General features: G+C 44.5%; 18 protein-coding genes. 3 read left to right on the top strand and 15 right to left on the bottom strand.

Annotated features, from left to right (window positions below; translation table 11 throughout):
- The first annotated feature begins 126 nt into the window (after nt 1-126).
- Nucleotides 127-459, top strand: a complete 333-nt coding sequence (locus tag B5X77_RS23975; protein WP_139378333.1) for a DUF1720 domain-containing protein — start codon at nt 127-129, stop codon at nt 457-459.
- Here B5X77_RS23975 and B5X77_RS06375 read toward each other — a convergent pair.
- The 4 genes from B5X77_RS06375 to B5X77_RS06360 form a co-directional block, all read right to left on the bottom strand.
- Entirely contained in the window at nt 436-633 is a 198-nt protein-coding gene (locus tag B5X77_RS06375) for a hypothetical protein (protein ID WP_079506292.1), read from the bottom strand. The two genes, B5X77_RS23975 and B5X77_RS06375, sit on opposite strands and share 24 nt — an antisense overlap.
- A gap of 41 nt (nt 634-674) precedes the next feature.
- Complete coding sequence (locus B5X77_RS06370) at nt 675-1718, bottom strand: L-threonylcarbamoyladenylate synthase (protein WP_079506290.1); 1044 nt, start codon at nt 1716-1718, stop codon at nt 675-677.
- 142 nt (nt 1719-1860) lie between these two features.
- On the bottom strand, nt 1861-2391 hold the full coding sequence (locus B5X77_RS06365) for a GNAT family N-acetyltransferase (RefSeq protein ID WP_139378313.1): 531 nt from the start codon (nt 2389-2391) through the stop codon (nt 1861-1863).
- A 51-nt stretch (nt 2392-2442) separates the two neighbouring features.
- The gene (locus tag B5X77_RS06360; RefSeq protein WP_079506286.1) at nt 2443-2847 is read right to left on the bottom strand and encodes a KGG domain-containing protein; all 405 of its coding nucleotides are present in this window, start codon (nt 2845-2847) and stop codon (nt 2443-2445) included.
- 303 nt (nt 2848-3150) lie between these two features.
- On the opposite strand from B5X77_RS06360, the gene B5X77_RS06355 reads away from it, so the two are divergent.
- Nucleotides 3151-3528 (top strand): globin domain-containing protein, encoded by a 378-nt coding sequence (locus B5X77_RS06355; RefSeq protein ID WP_079506284.1) that lies wholly within the window; start codon nt 3151-3153, stop codon nt 3526-3528.
- A gap of 13 nt (nt 3529-3541) precedes the next feature.
- Entirely contained in the window at nt 3542-3883 is a 342-nt protein-coding gene (locus B5X77_RS06350) for a cupin domain-containing protein (RefSeq protein ID WP_079506282.1), read from the top strand.
- A 201-nt stretch (nt 3884-4084) separates the two neighbouring features.
- On the opposite strand, the gene spoIIR is transcribed toward B5X77_RS06350, so the two are convergent.
- The 11 genes from spoIIR to B5X77_RS06295 all read right to left on the bottom strand — a co-directional run bounded on the left by spoIIR (nt 4085) and on the right by B5X77_RS06295 (nt 15206).
- The gene (gene spoIIR / locus B5X77_RS06345; RefSeq protein WP_139378332.1) at nt 4085-4780 is read right to left on the bottom strand and encodes a stage II sporulation protein R; all 696 of its coding nucleotides are present in this window, start codon (nt 4778-4780) and stop codon (nt 4085-4087) included.
- 91 nt (nt 4781-4871) lie between these two features.
- Nucleotides 4872-5741 carry a peptide chain release factor N(5)-glutamine methyltransferase gene (prmC, locus tag B5X77_RS06340; RefSeq protein WP_079506278.1) on the bottom strand — a complete coding sequence of 290 codons (870 nt, stop codon included), beginning with the start codon at nt 5739-5741 and terminating at the stop codon, nt 4872-4874.
- Nucleotides 5734-6807 carry a peptide chain release factor 1 gene (gene prfA / locus B5X77_RS06335; protein WP_079506276.1) on the bottom strand — a complete coding sequence of 358 codons (1074 nt, stop codon included), beginning with the start codon at nt 6805-6807 and terminating at the stop codon, nt 5734-5736. The genes prmC and prfA overlap by 8 nt, the downstream gene beginning before the upstream one ends.
- A gap of 193 nt (nt 6808-7000) precedes the next feature.
- Nucleotides 7001-7450: a hypothetical protein gene (locus B5X77_RS06330; RefSeq protein ID WP_079506274.1), complete on the bottom strand. Its 450-nt coding sequence runs from the start codon at nt 7448-7450 to the stop codon at nt 7001-7003.
- Between the two features lie 152 nt (nt 7451-7602).
- Nucleotides 7603-8223, bottom strand: coding sequence for a thymidine kinase (locus B5X77_RS06325; protein WP_079506272.1), 621 nt, complete (start codon nt 8221-8223; stop codon nt 7603-7605).
- A gap of 316 nt (nt 8224-8539) precedes the next feature.
- Nucleotides 8540-8749: a 50S ribosomal protein L31 gene (gene rpmE, locus B5X77_RS06320; protein ID WP_041964628.1), complete on the bottom strand. Its 210-nt coding sequence runs from the start codon at nt 8747-8749 to the stop codon at nt 8540-8542.
- 144 nt (nt 8750-8893) lie between these two features.
- Nucleotides 8894-10165: a transcription termination factor Rho gene (gene rho / locus B5X77_RS06315; RefSeq protein ID WP_079506270.1), complete on the bottom strand. Its 1272-nt coding sequence runs from the start codon at nt 10163-10165 to the stop codon at nt 8894-8896.
- A 354-nt stretch (nt 10166-10519) separates the two neighbouring features.
- A complete protein-coding gene (gene glpX, locus B5X77_RS06310) occupies nt 10520-11485 on the bottom strand; it encodes a class II fructose-bisphosphatase (protein WP_079506268.1) in 966 nt (321 codons plus the stop codon).
- 254 nt (nt 11486-11739) lie between these two features.
- A complete protein-coding gene (locus tag B5X77_RS06305; RefSeq protein WP_079506266.1) occupies nt 11740-13026 on the bottom strand; it encodes a UDP-N-acetylglucosamine 1-carboxyvinyltransferase in 1287 nt (428 codons plus the stop codon).
- 575 nt (nt 13027-13601) lie between these two features.
- The gene (gene fsa, locus B5X77_RS06300) at nt 13602-14249 is read right to left on the bottom strand and encodes a fructose-6-phosphate aldolase (protein WP_079506264.1); all 648 of its coding nucleotides are present in this window, start codon (nt 14247-14249) and stop codon (nt 13602-13604) included.
- A 99-nt stretch (nt 14250-14348) separates the two neighbouring features.
- Complete coding sequence (locus B5X77_RS06295; protein ID WP_079506262.1) at nt 14349-15206, bottom strand: class II fructose-bisphosphate aldolase; 858 nt, start codon at nt 15204-15206, stop codon at nt 14349-14351.
- Nucleotides 15207-15521: the final 315 nt, after the last annotated feature.

Genomic DNA, 15521 nt, shown 5'->3' with positions numbered 1-15521 from the left:
TTCAACAACCGGGACTATATTGGCCTCAACAAGGTTAAATCTTTGCCAACCGGGATGGATTATATTGGCCTCAACAGGGATTAAATCTTCGCCAACCGGGATTATATTGGCCTCAACGGGGATTAAATCTTCAACAACCGGGATTATATTGCCTCAACTGGAATTAAATCTTCGCCAACCGGGATTATATCGGTCTCAACAGGGATTAAATCTTCGCCAACCGGGATTATTTCGGTCTCAACGGGGATTAAATCTTCAACAACCGGGATTATATCGGCCTCAACAGGGATTAAATCTTCGCCAACCGGAATTATATTGGCCTCAACGGGGATTAAATCTTCAACAACCGGGATTATATCGGCCCCAACGGGGATTAAATCTTCGCCAACCGGGATTATATTGGCCTCAACTGGGATTAAACCTTCAACAACCGGATTATATTGCCTCAACTGGGATTAAATCTTCGCCAACCGGGATTATATCGGTCTCAACAGGGATTAAATCTTCGCCAACCGGGATTATATCGGTCTCAACAGGGATTAAATCTTCGCCAACCGGGATTATATCGGTCTCAACAGGGATTAAATCTTCAACAACCGGGATTATATCGGCCTCAAATGGATTTATCCGCAAAAAAAGCGCTCCAACTGCTGAAGCGCTTTTCTTCAAATATTTTATTTTTGAATAATCGGTAAGCCGGATGCTTTGGATAATCGGTTCATGATTGCCTGTCCGACTCCTTGCTCCGGAAAAATCTCACCAAAAATTATATCGAGATCTTCCTGGTTGAAGGCACGAAGTGTATCATAAAGTGCTTCTGCGACGGTTTCCAGACGGCCTCTCTCACCGCAGGCTATCACGACATTCGCGTCATAAAATCCGCTGTTCTCCTTCGTGGTCATCACGCCGACTTTCAAACCTTCGTTCCGCTTTTCAGTTACTAACTGCTGGATTTCTTCCCTGTTTCCATCAACCAGATAGAAAGGAGAGTTAGGTGCATAATGTCGGTACTTCATCCCAGGAGACTTCGGCGCCTGGTTTGTATCCTTCAACGCCGGATCTGCAGAAACCTCTCCAACTACTTCCTCCAGCTGTTCCTTTGTTACTCCGCCAGGCCGTAAAATCGTTGGAATTTCAGATGTGCAGTCGACTACTGTGGATTCAAGGCCCACCCCTGTCGGTCCGCCATCAACAATCCCGGCAATCCTGCCAGTCAAATCATCGGCTACATGGGCAGCCGTCGTCGGGCTCGGTTTTCCTGACAGGTTTGCGCTTGGAGCCGCCAGCGGAAGGCAGGATGCTTCAAGGAGCGCCAGCGCTACAGGATGGTCAGGCATCCTGACAGCAACTGTCGATAATCCGGCAGTTGCTTTTTCAGAAAGCACTCCTTCTTTTTTTTCCAGGATGAGCGTCAACGGACCTGGCCAGAATGCATCCATTAATCTCAATGCATTTTCGGGGACTTTTTTTACAAAAGAGTTAATCTGTTCCCGATTTGCAATATGGATGATCAGGGGATTATCTCCGGGCCTACCTTTGGCTTCGAATATTTTCAAGACAGCATCATCGCTTTTTGCGTTGCCGCCAAGGCCATAAACTGTTTCTGTTGGAAATGCTACTACCTCTTTTTGCTTCAATTTTTGTGCAGCTTCATTAATTTGTGGATATGTTTTTAAATTATCCACATTCTTATCCACTGTCCACATTTGTGTTTGCATGTACATCCACCTTTTATTACTCGCTATACTAGTCTATTTCTATGAAAGTATAAAAGAAGAAACACACGAAAACAAGTTTTTATCCACAAATTGTGTACAACTTTAATCAAACAGTGGATAACTATGTGGATTAATCCACAATTCACAGAATTATTTTCATAATTGCGGAGTTATCCACAGTTAGAACTTGTTTTAAATGACTTTTTTCGAGAAGAGAGTCGGGAATTTCAGAAGGGTTCGCCATTTCGAAGCCAAGGCCGCCGAAAAAAGAAACCGCGCTCATTTTGTTGGTGACCAGGTAAAGCTCCTCCAGTTCCTGGCTTTTCGCGGTCAAAAATGCTCTTTTAAAAAGAAGCATCAAATCAGGCTGAACAATTTGCGGCGAGACCACAAAGGAACGCAGCAACCCCGCTTTCTCCACAGACTCTATACCCAGACAAGCTTTAATTTCCCCCGCCTGATTTTCCATCAATGAAAAGTTTTCAATCGAATCTACTAAACCATCCGGGCTTACACCTGCCTCAGTCAAAAAAGCCTCCAGCCTTGCTAAGTCTTCCATATTTGCACTTCTGATTTTCCATGTCATTTCATTCACCTCATCAGTTTTGATTCTACTAAATGGATATGAGAGAAATGAAAAAAGTAGAACACAAAAAAACACGGCATCCATCACTAATGTGATGCTGCCGTGTTTTTCTCATTCTTGGCTTTCTAAGCCGTATGATTAGTCGTTGTTGTTGTTATTGTTGCGGGCGTTGCCGCCTTTTTCACCGATTTCTTCATAGAAGCTTCGGTCATGGTTCTCAGAAGTCGCTTCTCCGCCTTTGCGGCCGATTTCCTGATAGAATTCCTTGTCGTGGTTTTCAGCTGTAGCTTCTCCACCTTTTTTACCGATTTCCTGGTAGAATTCGCTGTCGTGGTTCTCAGCTGTTGCTTCGCCACCCTTTTTACCGATTTCTTGGTAGAATTCTTTATCGTGGCTCTCAGCTGTTGCCTCTCCGCCTTTGCGGCCTATTTCCTGATAGAATTCGCTGCCATGGTTTTCAGCTGTTGCTTCGCCACCCATGCGTCCTCTTTCTTCACGAGACATCTTTTCATCATTATTATTGTTTCGTTTATTGTTAGCCATTTAAATCATCCTCCTTGAAATCTAAGTTTTGATGTTACACTACTCTAAATATCCGGAATCTCTCATCCTAAAACTAGAATCACACGAATGTAATATGGATGTCCTATTTTTGTAATATTATTGGAAATTATCGCAGGATTTTTACCTTGAATTCCATAATTTTCATAGGAGAAGCTAGTTATAGTTTCCTAGCTTCTCATAGTGAAAAATTCACAAGTGAGTGATTTAGGTCACTATGCCACTCATTCTGGATGGTTATAATAAGATTAATTCAATGAACTTTTCGGAAAAAGGGGGAACGGTATGGAAATTAAAACAATATACGAGAGAATTGGCGGAGATGAGTCAATCCGCAAGTTAGTAGATACCTTTTATCCGAAGGTATATGAAAATGAAGAGTTAAGTCCTTTATTCGAAGGAGATATAGCTGAGATCAAAAGGAAGCAGTGGATGTTTCTCACACAGCTGACCGGCGGCGGCGCTCTTTACAGCGAGGAATTTGGACCGCCAAATATGAGAGTGAGACATATGCCCTTTGAAATAACACCAGTACGGGCACAGGCCTGGCTGAAGCTGATGCATGAATCATTGACAGAAACAGGATTGATCGAGACAGAGGGCGGAAAAGCCTTGTTCGAGCGTTTAAGCCAGATTGCGCCAATTATGATCAATAGCCAATAAGGAGGGTTCTATCATGGAAAAACAAACATTAAAACAATACCAGGAATTCAGCAACGAACGGTTTACAAAACGAATTGTCTTTAAAAAAGGTGACAGTACTGTGTTCCTATTGAACTTCATGCCAGGCCAGGAGCTGCCGAAGCACACGCACCCGGGCACTGAAGTGTTCATTTTAACGATGCAGGGCGAAGGCACCTTTATTATCGATGGTGAAGAAATAGTGGCAGCAGCAAACGAAACCGTCCACCTGGGAGGCGCCGAAGAACTCGCTTATAAAAATACCGGATCAGAGCCAGTGACACTATATGTCATGCTCAACAAAATTCCGGATGAGAGATTTGCGCAGAATATTTAATTGAAGATTCGGCCGACCGTGGCCATTTGGTCGATATATTCTAAAATGTGATCGATATAATTTAAAAAGTGTTGATATATTTCCAAATGTGGTCGATAAACCTGAGAAAGTGGTCGATATATTTGAAGTATCGCCAATAAATTTACTTGCAAAGGTTTCTATAAACGAAAAACCCCCTGCGTGATAACGCAGGGGGCTATTTTATCCAAATATCCTGTTCCAGATCTCAACCAGGAAGAATGCCACTTCTACCTCTTCTTCTTCACCTTCATATACTGGCTTTTCATCTGTTTTATCTTCTTTTTTACCTTTTTTGTTTTCTGCTTGTTCACCCTTGTCCTCAGCGTCTGCCTTTACATCACCTTTATCGCTTTTCTCATCAAAGCCTTCGCTTGTTGCTTCACCGTTTGAGAAATCAAGGAAGCATAGCGGGGGATACAGGACGCACCACCAGTTTGCTCCTTCTCCTTCGCCCAGGGTAATCAGGATTGCCTCGTATTCTCCGGCTGGATAGAGGAACTGGCCGTATAATTTAGTAGGAAACTGTACTTTATCGAATTCTGCTTTTACCGATTGCGTTGATCCTTGTTCTGCTACAACTTTTTCAGCGATTTGCTGGATTTCCGGGAGCTTTGATTTAATTACTTCTCTTGCGGATTCAATCGAAGTTAAGTCCTGGACCCATTTGGTGATTTCCTTGTTAACCTCGTCGCGTACGAGCCGCTTGATTTCCTGGTCCTTTTCCAGATCGCTTTCAGCCAGTATCCTCAGACGGATCGCTTCGTTTGGAATCACTGTCGCTTCCTGGGCTGTCACTTCGTTTTTCGGTGAATATAAACTTATAATTGTACCTGCACATAATAGGAGTATGTATAATAAAGCCGCTGCTTTTTTCATTTTCATCTCTCGCACCATCCCTTCACTAGTCACAGTGTGGACAGTTTGATAGATTCTTAAACTAGTAATTTTGAAAAAAAATGGGACTCCTTTATCGGGAGTCCAACTCCGCAAAAACCATCCGGTCCTTGCCATTTATATCAAAAACAACCTCAACTCTTGCCTGCGGGAAGGTTTTTTCCAGCAATTCTCGTAACGCTTCCCCCTGCCCAGCACCGATTTCAAAGCCAACCAGCGCCTTTTCTTTTAAAACCAGCGGCAGTTCATCCATGAAGCGGCGATACAGATCAAGTCCATCTTCGCCTGCAAAAAGGGCCATATGAGGCTCATGCTCCGTTACGATATCCGACATCCATTCCTGGTCCGCAATCGGAATATACGGCGGGTTGGAGATGACGGCATCGACTTTTTTCTCTTGTAAAATAAGCGGCTGCAACAAATCGCCGTGTAAAAATTCAATTTCCGCACCAAGCTTGTCTGCATTTTTCCGTGCTACATCCAGGGCGTCTTCTGAAAGGTCAATAGCCGAAACCTTCATTTCCGGTTTTTCCAGCTTTAACGTAACCGAAATCGCTCCGCTCCCGGTCCCAACATCGACCAGGTCGATTTGTCCGTTCTCCGGAAAAAGCCTGTTCAAGCGTTGAAGTGTGCCCTGAACCAGTTCCTCGGTCTCGGGCCGGGGAATCAGTACTCGCTCATTCACATCAAATCTGCGTCCGTAAAATTCCTCGGAACCGATAATATACTGGATCGGTTCGCCTTCTGCGTGCCTTTTTACAGCTGCCTGGAACTGCCTCCACACATCTCCCTCCAGGTCATCGCGCATATTCATCAGCATGGATGTGCGAGATAGACCAGAATAGTGTCTCAGCAATAACTCACCTGCGAACTCTTCACGGTTATGCTCTTTTAAAAAAGAAGAAGCCCAGTTGAGGGCTTCATACATTTTGGGATTAGTCATTGTTCGCACTCTCAAGTCTTTGCGATTGGTCTTCCATGATTAACGCATCGATGATTTCATCCAGCTTGCCCTGAAGAATCTGGTCAAGCTTTTGGATGGTCAGGCCGATACGGTGGTCAGTCACGCGGTTTTGAGGAAAGTTGTACGTACGGATACGCTCAGAACGGTCCCCGGTTCCGACAGCTGACTTACGGACCTGATCGTACTCTGCCTGGGCTTCCTGCTGGAATTTATCGTAAACACGCGCACGAAGAACCTTCATCGCCTTGTCTTTGTTTTTGTGCTGCGATTTTTCATCCTGGCAGGAAACAACGATTCCAGTCGGAATGTGAGTCAGACGAACGGCTGACATCGTGGTGTTAACGGACTGTCCGCCGGCGCCGCTGGATGCGAATGTATCAAAGCGGATATCCTTGTCATGCAGCTCGATTTCCACTTCCTCTGCTTCAGGAAGGCAGGCAACGGTTGCTGTTGACGTATGGATACGGCCGCCTGATTCCGTTTCCGGAACACGCTGGACACGGTGCGCACCATTTTCGAACTTCATTTTAGAATAGGCGCCATTTCCATTGATCATAAAGATGATTTCTTTAAAACCGCCAACGCCTGTCGTGCTTGCATCGATCACTTCGGTTTTCCAGCCCTGTGATTCTGCAAAACGGCTGTACATGCGGTACAGGTCACCCGCGAACAGAGCAGCTTCATCGCCACCGGCAGCGCCGCGGATTTCCATGATAACGTTCTTGTCATCGTTAGGGTCCTTAGGAACCAAAAGGATTTTGATGCGTGCTTCCAGCTCTTCAATACGCGGTTCAAGCTCAGAGATTTCCTCTTTGACCATTTCACGCATGTCAGCATCAAGCTTTTCTTCGAGCATAGCCTTTGCATCGGCCAATTGCTCCTTTACTTCCTTATATTCACGATAAGCCATGACGGTTTCCTGGATGTCGGACTGCTCCTTGGAATACTCGCGGAGCTTCTTGGAGTCATTGACAATTTCCGGGTCACTCAATAGCTCATTCAATCTTTCATAACGATCCTCAACTGCTTGAAGACGATCAAACACGGACACTCACCTCTATTTTCATATCCTTTAAAAATGGATTTAAAAAAGTCTTTGTAAAAGTTCATAGCATAACATTCTAATTATAGTATAGGTGCCATTCTCAGTCAAAGCCATAATCAGCAGCAAGGTGTCTAGGCAAGCTCAAACGAAACAGCATGCCCTCAAGTAGAGCATGCTGTTTCGCTGCATTTCTTTAATCAATTTTCACATTGATGTCATATCGAGGCAACGCTTTGGTGAGCATGTCATGCAATTTCTTTTGGGCATTATCACGGTCTTTTTTAGTCACGCGACCCTGAAGCTGAGCAGTTACATTCATTTCTCCGCCATTGATCCAAATCGAACCTGGTTCATACCCCGCATCAGATATGACATCCTTGGCTTTTTGGACATCCTGGGAAAAACTATGGCGGTTCTCGTTATCGGTGTTCAGCAAATTTGGATTCTGGTCGGTCATGGTCATGCCATCATCCTGATCCCTGGAGAAATTCGGACCATCCCCGTGACGGACGCCATCATGTTCCCGATTAAGATCCACACCTGCCTGATCTTCATCTTTGTCATAAACAGATTCCGCATTGTCCTGAGCGCAGCCTGATACTAACACGATTGCAAAAACAAACAGCATAAGTAGTTTTTTCATATTATGGCACCTCCCGCTGTTAGCTTGCCCTGCTCTGGTTTGTAGCATGCATCAAGACTATTACGGACAACCGAATTCCATGCTATTTTTTAGTGACTCTACTGTTCATTTATCTATAAAAAAATCCCCCCGAAGCCGGGAGGATGATTATTTTAGGTTAAGCTTTCTGTCGTCTTTTCGATTTTCAGCTCATTTGGTGACTTTGGCACTTCATGATGGTGTCTGCAGCGCGGCTCATAGGCTTCCGACGCTCCAACGAGAATGACTGGATCGTCATAAGAGGCGGGCTTGCCATTGATTAAACGCTGTGTCCGGCTTGCAGGCGATCCGCAAACTGCACACACAGCCTGGAGCTTGGTCACATTTTCAGCAACAGCCATCAACGCAGGCATCTGGCCGAATGGCTCGCCGCGGAAATCCTGGTCAAGACCTGCAACGATGACGCGGTATCCGCTGTCTGCCAGGTGCTGGACAACCTGAAGGATTTCATTGTCGAAAAACTGGACTTCATCGATGGCAATCACATCGATATCAGGGTTGATATGCTTGAAAATATCAGTAGAGTTGGCAATAGGCTTGGCAGTAACTGCTGTTCCGTTGTGTGATACAACCGATTCTTCGCTGTAGCGGTTATCAATCGCAGGCTTGAAAACAGCAATCTTTTGCTTGGCAAATTGCGTTCGGCGCACGCGGCGGATTAATTCTTCAGATTTACCCGAAAACATGCTGCCGCAGATCAATTCAATCCAACCGCTTTGTTTCATAACGTACATGGGTCGGCCTCTCCTTCCTCGCTGAGCAAAAATAAAGTCAGCTCCTGAGCTGTTTATAAAATAAACTTTTAAAATAAGCTTTTTTCGTATTTTTACGGCTTTTCAGCATGCCATAAAGGTACGAAAAAAGCCTGGTCAAAGTTCGACACTTTTTTTCAGCTTTTTCCATTATAACAAAAATCGCGACTGAATCCAGACTGAAAATTAAGTTCATAAAATTAAATTTTCTATATATGTACCCCAAAGAACACATAATTATAGACAATAAAAAACAGGCAAGTCGCAAAGCTTCTTGCCTGTTTTGTCATTACTTATATTACTGGTTGTTTTTAAGACCGTATTTCTTGTTGAAGCGGTCAACACGTCCGCCAGCTTCAGCAAACTTTTGACGTCCAGTATAGAATGGGTGGCACTCAGAGCAAGTTTCAACGCGAATCTCGTTCTTAACAGAACCAGTTTCGAATTCGTTTCCGCAAGCGCAAGTCACCTTAACTGTTTTGTAGTTTGGATGAATTCCTGATTTCATTCTTTTCATCTCCTTCCGCCCTGAATCATATCCGAAACAGAGTTATAATCAACGGTTTAAACCGTTATTGGAAAAACACACTGTACTCAGTATAACAAGTCCAAGCATATTTTTCAAGTTCGTTTTTCAACCCATAATCTGGAATCATGAACGTTTGTTATTGCCTTTCATTTCCTCGCCAAGTACAGCGAAGAAATCTTCATTCGACTTTGACTGTCTTAGCTTGCGCAGGAATTTCTCCGCGAAGTCCGGGGAATCCGACATCGATTTGCGGATTGCCCAAAGCTTGTCCAGATGATCCTTCGGAATGAGCAATTCTTCTTTCCGTGTTCCTGATCGGCGAATGTCGATTGCCGGGAAGATTCTTCTTTCAGCAAGAGAACGGTCAAGGTGAAGTTCCATATTACCTGTTCCTTTGAATTCCTCGTAAATGACATCATCCATACGTGAGCCTGTATCTACAAGCGCCGTCGCCAGAATCGTCAAGCTGCCGCCTTCCTCGATATTACGGGCAGCACCGAAAAAGCGCTTGGGACGGTGGAATGCAGCAGGGTCAATACCGCCGGATAATGTACGTCCGCTTGGCGGAATGACAAGGTTATAGGCACGGGCAAGACGGGTGATGCTATCCATCAGGATAATGACGTCACGCTTGTGCTCGACAAGACGCATTGCACGCTCAAGAACAAGCTCAGCCACTTTGATATGGTTTTCAGGCACCTCATCAAATGTAGAGCTGACAACGTCGCCCGCAACAGAACGTTCAATATCTGTTACCTCTTCAGGACGCTCATCAATTAACAGCACGATCAGTTCAGCTTCCGGATGATTCGTTGTGATGCTGTTGGCGATTTCTTTGATCAGCATCGTTTTGCCAGCCTTTGGCGGAGCAACAATCAAGCCACGTTGTCCGAAGCCCACAGGCGCGAGGACATCCATGATTCTTGTAGACACTTTGTTATGAGTTGTCTCAAGCTTCATCTGTCGGTCAGGATACAGCGGGGTCAAGCCTGGAAAATGAACCCTTTCCTTTGCAGATTCAGGGTCATCACCATTGACTGCCTCGACCTGAAGCAAGCCGAAATAACGTTCATTTTCCTTAGGAGGACGGACTTTTCCGGATACTTTATCCCCATTCCTCAGGTCAAAACGGCGGATTTGCGAAGCCGAGATATAAATATCCTCAGAGCTAGGCGAGTAATTGATCGGACGGAGGAAACCAAAGCCCTCAGACTGGATGATTTCCAGGACGCCTTCCATGAAAAAATAACCCTGCTGTTCAGCACGTGCTTTTAAAATAGCAAAAATAAGTTCTTTTTTCGTCAACTTGCTGTAGTAAGAGACTTTATACTCCTTTGCAAGTTCATAAAGCTCTTTCAATTTCATATTTTCTAAGCTTGAAATATTTACTTCCATAATGTCACCACGCCTTAAAATATTTCGATTTCCCCCATAAAAAAATGTATAAGAATTTCAGCGTATGGATGGAAAAAGAAGAAATGAGTTCCTTTGAAGGTTGTAAGAAGGAATAAATGAAGGTAAAACATCAGTGAATTTTTAACATAAGCATATTTTTAAAAGGCTCTTTTCTCAAACTTTGTTGCTATTGACTTAACAACAACTATTACGAAAACAGCTTTTTAAAACAATTTTCATTTTACCCTTAAATAAGAATAATAATCAATCTTTTTATTTTACAGCTCCCTTCACCTAAAATATGCGGTAAAGGGAGCTGTTTTGTAAGGGTTTGCAGTTCATCTAAAAAAAATATTATGATTTCATTACTAAGTGAGGTTTTTTCTTCAGACTATGCTGGCCTTCAATGAAACGCACAGTACCTGATTTTGCGCGCATGACGACTGAGTGGGTTGAGCCGTATGAGCCTTTGAACTGGACTCCCTTTAGCAGCTCGCCATCGGTCACGCCTGTGGCAGCGAAAATCGCATCGTCGCCGCGGACGAAATCTTCCATAAGAAGGACTTTATTGAGATCGATGCCCATTTTCTTGCATCGTTCAATCTCGGCGTCGTTTTGAGGGAGCAATTTACCCTGGATTTCTCCTCCAAGGCTTTTCAATGCTACTGCAGCAATGACCCCTTCAGGTGCTCCGCCAGAGCCAAACAGGATATCCACACCGGTAAAATCGAATGCAGTGTTGATAGCACCAGCTACATCTCCGTCATTGATCAATTTAATCCTTGCTCCTGCTTCGCGAAGCTGGGCAATGATATGCTCGTGGCGAGGACGGTTCAATACAGTTGCGACCACGTCTTCAATATCCTTATTCTTCGCTTTCGCGACTGCCTTCAGGTTATCGAGGACAGAGGCATTAATATCGACCATTCCAACTGCTTCAGGACCCACTGCCAATTTATCCATATACATGTCAGGTGCATGCAGCAGGTTGCCGTTATCCGCTACCGCAAGCACTGCCAGGGCATTCCAGCCGCCAGACGCTACAATGTTCGTTCCCTCCAAAGGATCGACAGCGACATCCAGGCGCGGACCATAGCCTGTCCCCAGTTTTTCACCGATATACAGCATCGGTGCTTCATCCATCTCACCTTCGCCGATAACCACTGTTCCTTTCATCGGGATGGTGTCAAAAACATCTCTCATTGCCGACGTTGCAGCATCATCAGCTTCGTCTTTTTTTCCGCGACCCATCCAGCGGGCTGAAGCAAGCGCTGCCGCCTCTGTCACGCGGACCAGCTCCATCGTTAAGCTACGTTCCATATGATCATCCCCTAATCATGAAAGGGGCTAATGCCTGCCGAAAAAGTATACTTCTCAATCCCTTCATCTTTAATCCGAGACATAAATCAGCATTCTCCTCGTAAGCCGATTATGTCTCGGATCAGTTTAAGGGAGCGGATGTTTTTGTTGCTGCCTAAATGGCTGCTCCAAACTCAAATGAGTTATACTATTTATCGGTTTTACAGGTATTAGCACCACTTTTTGTATTGTACAACTATATTGTACTATACTTTTTATGATTTTTTTACCTCTTCTTGTTCTTCAGAGGTCATATCTTCTCGCCAAATTGTGGCACCAAGCCCATTTAGCTTTTCAACGATATGGCTGTAACCTCGGTCGATGTGATCTACACCCGTAACCTCTGTAACGCCTTCAGCCATCAGCCCGGCAATGACAAGTGCTGCTCCTGCACGGAGATCGCTCGCTTTGACCTTTGCACCCTGGAGCTTGACTGGTCCGCTGATGATTGCCGATCTGCCTTCAACCTTGATGTTGGCATTCATTCTTCTCAATTCATCAATATGCTTAAAACGCGCACCATAAATCGTATCCGTGACGACACTCGAGCCTTCTGCTCTGGTTAGAAGTGCAGTGAACGGCTGCTGCAGGTCAGTGGGGAACCCAGGATAGACGAGGGTCTTAATATCGACTGCTTTATATTTTTCTGCTGGTGCAACATAAATTTGCTCGTCGCTCGCCTCAATATGTGCACCCATTTCCTTAAGCTTGGCCACAAGCGACTCAATATGCTGCGGAATGACATTATCAATTGTCACGCCATCCCCAATCGCTGCTCCAAGAATTAAGTATGTTCCTGCCTCGATCCGGTCCGGAATGATAGTATGGCGGCAGCCGTGAAGCTCGTCCACACCATCGATACGGATCACATCGGTACCGGCACCTTTGATTTTCGCCCCCATATTGGTAAGCAATGTCGCTACATCAATGATTTCCGGTTCCTTCGCCGCATTCTCGATGATGGTGCGTCCTTTTGCGCGGACAGCTGCAAGCATGATATTAATCGTGGCTCCTACACTGACTACGTCAAGATAAATCCTTGCCCCGCGCAGTTCATCGGCACGCAGGTAAATGGCGCCCTGTTCATTTGTCACGCTGGCACCAAGTGCCTCGAATCCTTTTATATGCTGGTCAATCGGCCTTGGGCCCAAATGGCATCCGCCTGGCAGTCCGATGACAGCCTTTTTGAAACGGCCCAGCATCGCTCCCATAAGATAGTAAGAAGCCCGCAGCTTTTTCACTTTTCCATTCGGCAAAGGCATGGAAATCATGGAAGACGGATCAACCGTCATTTCATTGTTCGAGAATTCAACAGAACCGCCGATCTCCTCCATTAAGTCCTTGAGCATATGAACATCGGAAATATCCGGCAAACCTTCAATCGTAACAGGCGACTCAGCTAAAATGGTTGCCGGGATCAAAGCTACCGCACTATTTTTCGCGCCGCTGACCCGAACAGTCCCTTTTAAAGGATAACCGCCAGCAATCTTAAGCTTTTCCATTTTTGACTCCCTTCTAAGCCGTGATGTATTAAGGTCAAGCTGGAGTTGGAAACAAAAAACAGCTAAGACCGATATGGCTCTACGTAGATTAAAAATTACCGAAATCAATTAGGTATATTTTTCCAGTAAAAATATTCAGATTCCGGGAGTTTTCTATTCCCTTAGTTTACACGATATTCCCAAAATCATGTAATAAAATGCAAAAAAGTTTAAATTGGGTAAAAGTTCCTAACAAAGATGGTCTCAGTTTGCCGAGACCATCTTTGTGTACAATCAGTTGACTGGAACTTAGACTGTTGATTTTGATTCCAGGCGCTTCTCTTTCCGCAGGAAGAATTATGAAAAATCCCTGCTGCCAGCTTTTTTATGAGCAAATTCTTCCTTGGTCGCTCAGGCCTTCTCGTCGTTTTACTCCTGCGTGATCTCCCTGACCCATGCTCCCTCAGGACATTGATTTTCTTCATTGAACGAGCCCACGCACACGAAAAAATTCGTTAGCATTTTTGAGGAGTCTTCGCGCCTCACTTCAATCAAAAAGGCGGGAGACCTAGATTACTTTCTATATTCTTCAAAAATCACTTCTCTCGAGACTCCCAGTCTTTCAAAAATGCTTCAATACCTTTGTCTGTCAGCGGATGGCTGAACATTTGCTGGATGACTTTGTACGGTACTGTTGCGATGTGCGCGCCTCTTAATGCTGAATCGGTTACGTGCTGTGGGTGGCGGATGGAAGCTGCGATGATTTCTGTTTCGATTCCATGGATGGTGAAGATATCGGCAATTGTTGAAATCAGGTCCAATCCGTTATGGCCGATATCATCAAGACGTCCCAAGAAAGGTGAAACGTATGTAGCTCCTGCCCTTGCTGCAAGCAAAGCCTGGTTTGCACTGAATACGAGTGTCACGTTCGTCTTGATTCCTTCTTTTGAAAAAACAGAGACAGCCTTCAAACCTTCCGGTGTCATCGGAACCTTAATCGTGATGTTCGATGCAATCGCAGCTAACTCTCTTCCTTCTTTGATCATTCCTTCTGCATCAAGTGCGATGACTTCGGCACTGACAGAACCAGGGACCAATTCGGTGATTTCCTTCAAGCGGTCTTCAAATTTAACATTCTTTTCTTTTGCCACAAGTGACGGGTTAGTAGTGACTCCTGATAAGATTCCCAGTGCAAAGGCCTCTCGGATTTCTTCCATATTCGCAGTATCGATAAAAAACTTCATTTGTAAACGCCTCCAGTCGACATAATTTTCAAACTTATATAAATGGATAAAAACCGCCTTTATGTAAGGCGGTTTCATTATAACAAACTTTTAGTGCTTTTACGCTTTGTTTGAAGAACCAAACTCGCGCATTTTGCCGATTACAGTTTCCTTGATTGCATCACGAGCTGGTCCAAGGTATTTACGCGGATCATACTCGTTAGGTTTTTCAGCCAATACTTGACGAACAACCTTTGCAGAAGCAATTTGGTTCTCAGTATTAACGTTGACTTTAGCTGTACCGAAAGAAATAGCTTTCTGGATGTCTTTTGTAGGGATTCCAGTTCCGCCGTGCAATACTAGTGGTACGCCTGCAGTCTTGTTGATTTCTTCCATTTCCTTGAATCCAAGGTTCGGTTCACCTTTGTAAGGACCGTGAACAGATCCCAGTGCTGGAGCAAGGCAGTCGATGCCAGTGCGCTGAACAAGTTCTTCACACTCTTTAGGATCAGCATAGATAACGCCATCAGCAACGACGTCATCTTCCTGTCCGCCGACTACTCCCAATTCTGCTTCTACAGAAACGCCTTTTGAATGAGCGTATTCTACTACTTTTGAAGTGATCTCAACGTTCTCTTCGAAAGGACCGTGAGAAGCATCAATCATAACAGATGTGAAGCCTGCATCGATTGCTTCTTTACACTTTTCGAAGCTTGAACCGTGGTCAAGATGGATTGCGACAGGAACTGTAGTCTTGTAGTCCTCCATCAGACCTTCTACCATTTTCACAACAGTCTTGAAGCCGCCCATGTAGCGTGCAGCACCTTCAGAAACACCAAGGATGACCGGTGACTTCTCGGCTTCTGCAGCCTGAAGGATCGCTTGAGTGAACTCAAGGTTATTTAAGTTAAATTGCCCAACAGCGTAGCCTTCCGCATTCGCTTTTTTCAGCATTTCAGTCATTGAAACTAAAGGCATAAATTTTCCTCCTTCGTTATGATCAATCGTCTTTTTGACTATGCTACCATTTTAAAGGTTTTCCCTCTATGCATTTGATTATGTACCCGGGAAAGCATTCATCAAAACGAAATGATCCTGTGGAATTCATATGTATCATACCAAAAGAAAATCAGAATTACCATTGTTCAAGCCTTGTTTTTGCAAGTGTCATAAAAATGCTATAAAGCAAGCGCTACCAATAGTTTCACTAGTCTGGAAACTCATTTTGAACACCCGCCATGTTGTATAACAGAGTGCGAATTATTGCTTTTGGCAATAACATAATAAAATAAA

The sequence above is a fragment of the Mesobacillus jeotgali genome, from assembly GCF_900166585.1.
Taxonomy (GTDB): Bacteria; Bacillota; Bacilli; order Bacillales; family Cytobacillaceae; genus Mesobacillus; species Mesobacillus jeotgali_A.
This window is presented reverse-complemented; position numbering and strand designations above follow the sequence as displayed.

Bases quoted from the DNA above. Each gene is read 5' to 3' on its own strand.
- B5X77_RS06370 (WP_079506290.1), bottom strand. From the start codon at position 1,718: ATGCAAACACAAATGTGGACAGTGGATAAGAATGTGGATAATTTAAAA.
- B5X77_RS06360 (WP_079506286.1), bottom strand. From the start codon at position 2,847: ATGGCTAACAATAAACGAAACAATAATAATGATGAAAAGATGTCTCGT.
- B5X77_RS06355 (WP_079506284.1), top strand. From the start codon at position 3,151: ATGGAAATTAAAACAATATACGAGAGAATTGGCGGAGATGAGTCAATC.
- B5X77_RS06350 (WP_079506282.1), top strand. From the start codon at position 3,542: ATGGAAAAACAAACATTAAAACAATACCAGGAATTCAGCAACGAACGG.
- spoIIR (WP_139378332.1), bottom strand. From the start codon at position 4,780: ATGAAAAAAGCAGCGGCTTTATTATACATACTCCTATTATGTGCAGGT.
- prmC (WP_079506278.1), bottom strand. From the start codon at position 5,741: ATGACTAATCCCAAAATGTATGAAGCCCTCAACTGGGCTTCTTCTTTT.
- B5X77_RS06330 (WP_079506274.1), bottom strand. From the start codon at position 7,450: ATGAAAAAACTACTTATGCTGTTTGTTTTTGCAATCGTGTTAGTATCA.
- B5X77_RS06325 (WP_079506272.1), bottom strand. From the start codon at position 8,223: ATGTACGTTATGAAACAAAGCGGTTGGATTGAATTGATCTGCGGCAGC.
- rpmE (WP_041964628.1), bottom strand. From the start codon at position 8,749: ATGAAATCAGGAATTCATCCAAACTACAAAACAGTTAAGGTGACTTGC.
- rho (WP_079506270.1), bottom strand. From the start codon at position 10,165: ATGGAAGTAAATATTTCAAGCTTAGAAAATATGAAATTGAAAGAGCTT.
- glpX (WP_079506268.1), bottom strand. From the start codon at position 11,485: ATGGAACGTAGCTTAACGATGGAGCTGGTCCGCGTGACAGAGGCGGCA.
- B5X77_RS06305 (WP_079506266.1), bottom strand. From the start codon at position 13,026: ATGGAAAAGCTTAAGATTGCTGGCGGTTATCCTTTAAAAGGGACTGTT.
- fsa (WP_079506264.1), bottom strand. From the start codon at position 14,249: ATGAAGTTTTTTATCGATACTGCGAATATGGAAGAAATCCGAGAGGCC.
- B5X77_RS06295 (WP_079506262.1), bottom strand. From the start codon at position 15,206: ATGCCTTTAGTTTCAATGACTGAAATGCTGAAAAAAGCGAATGCGGAA.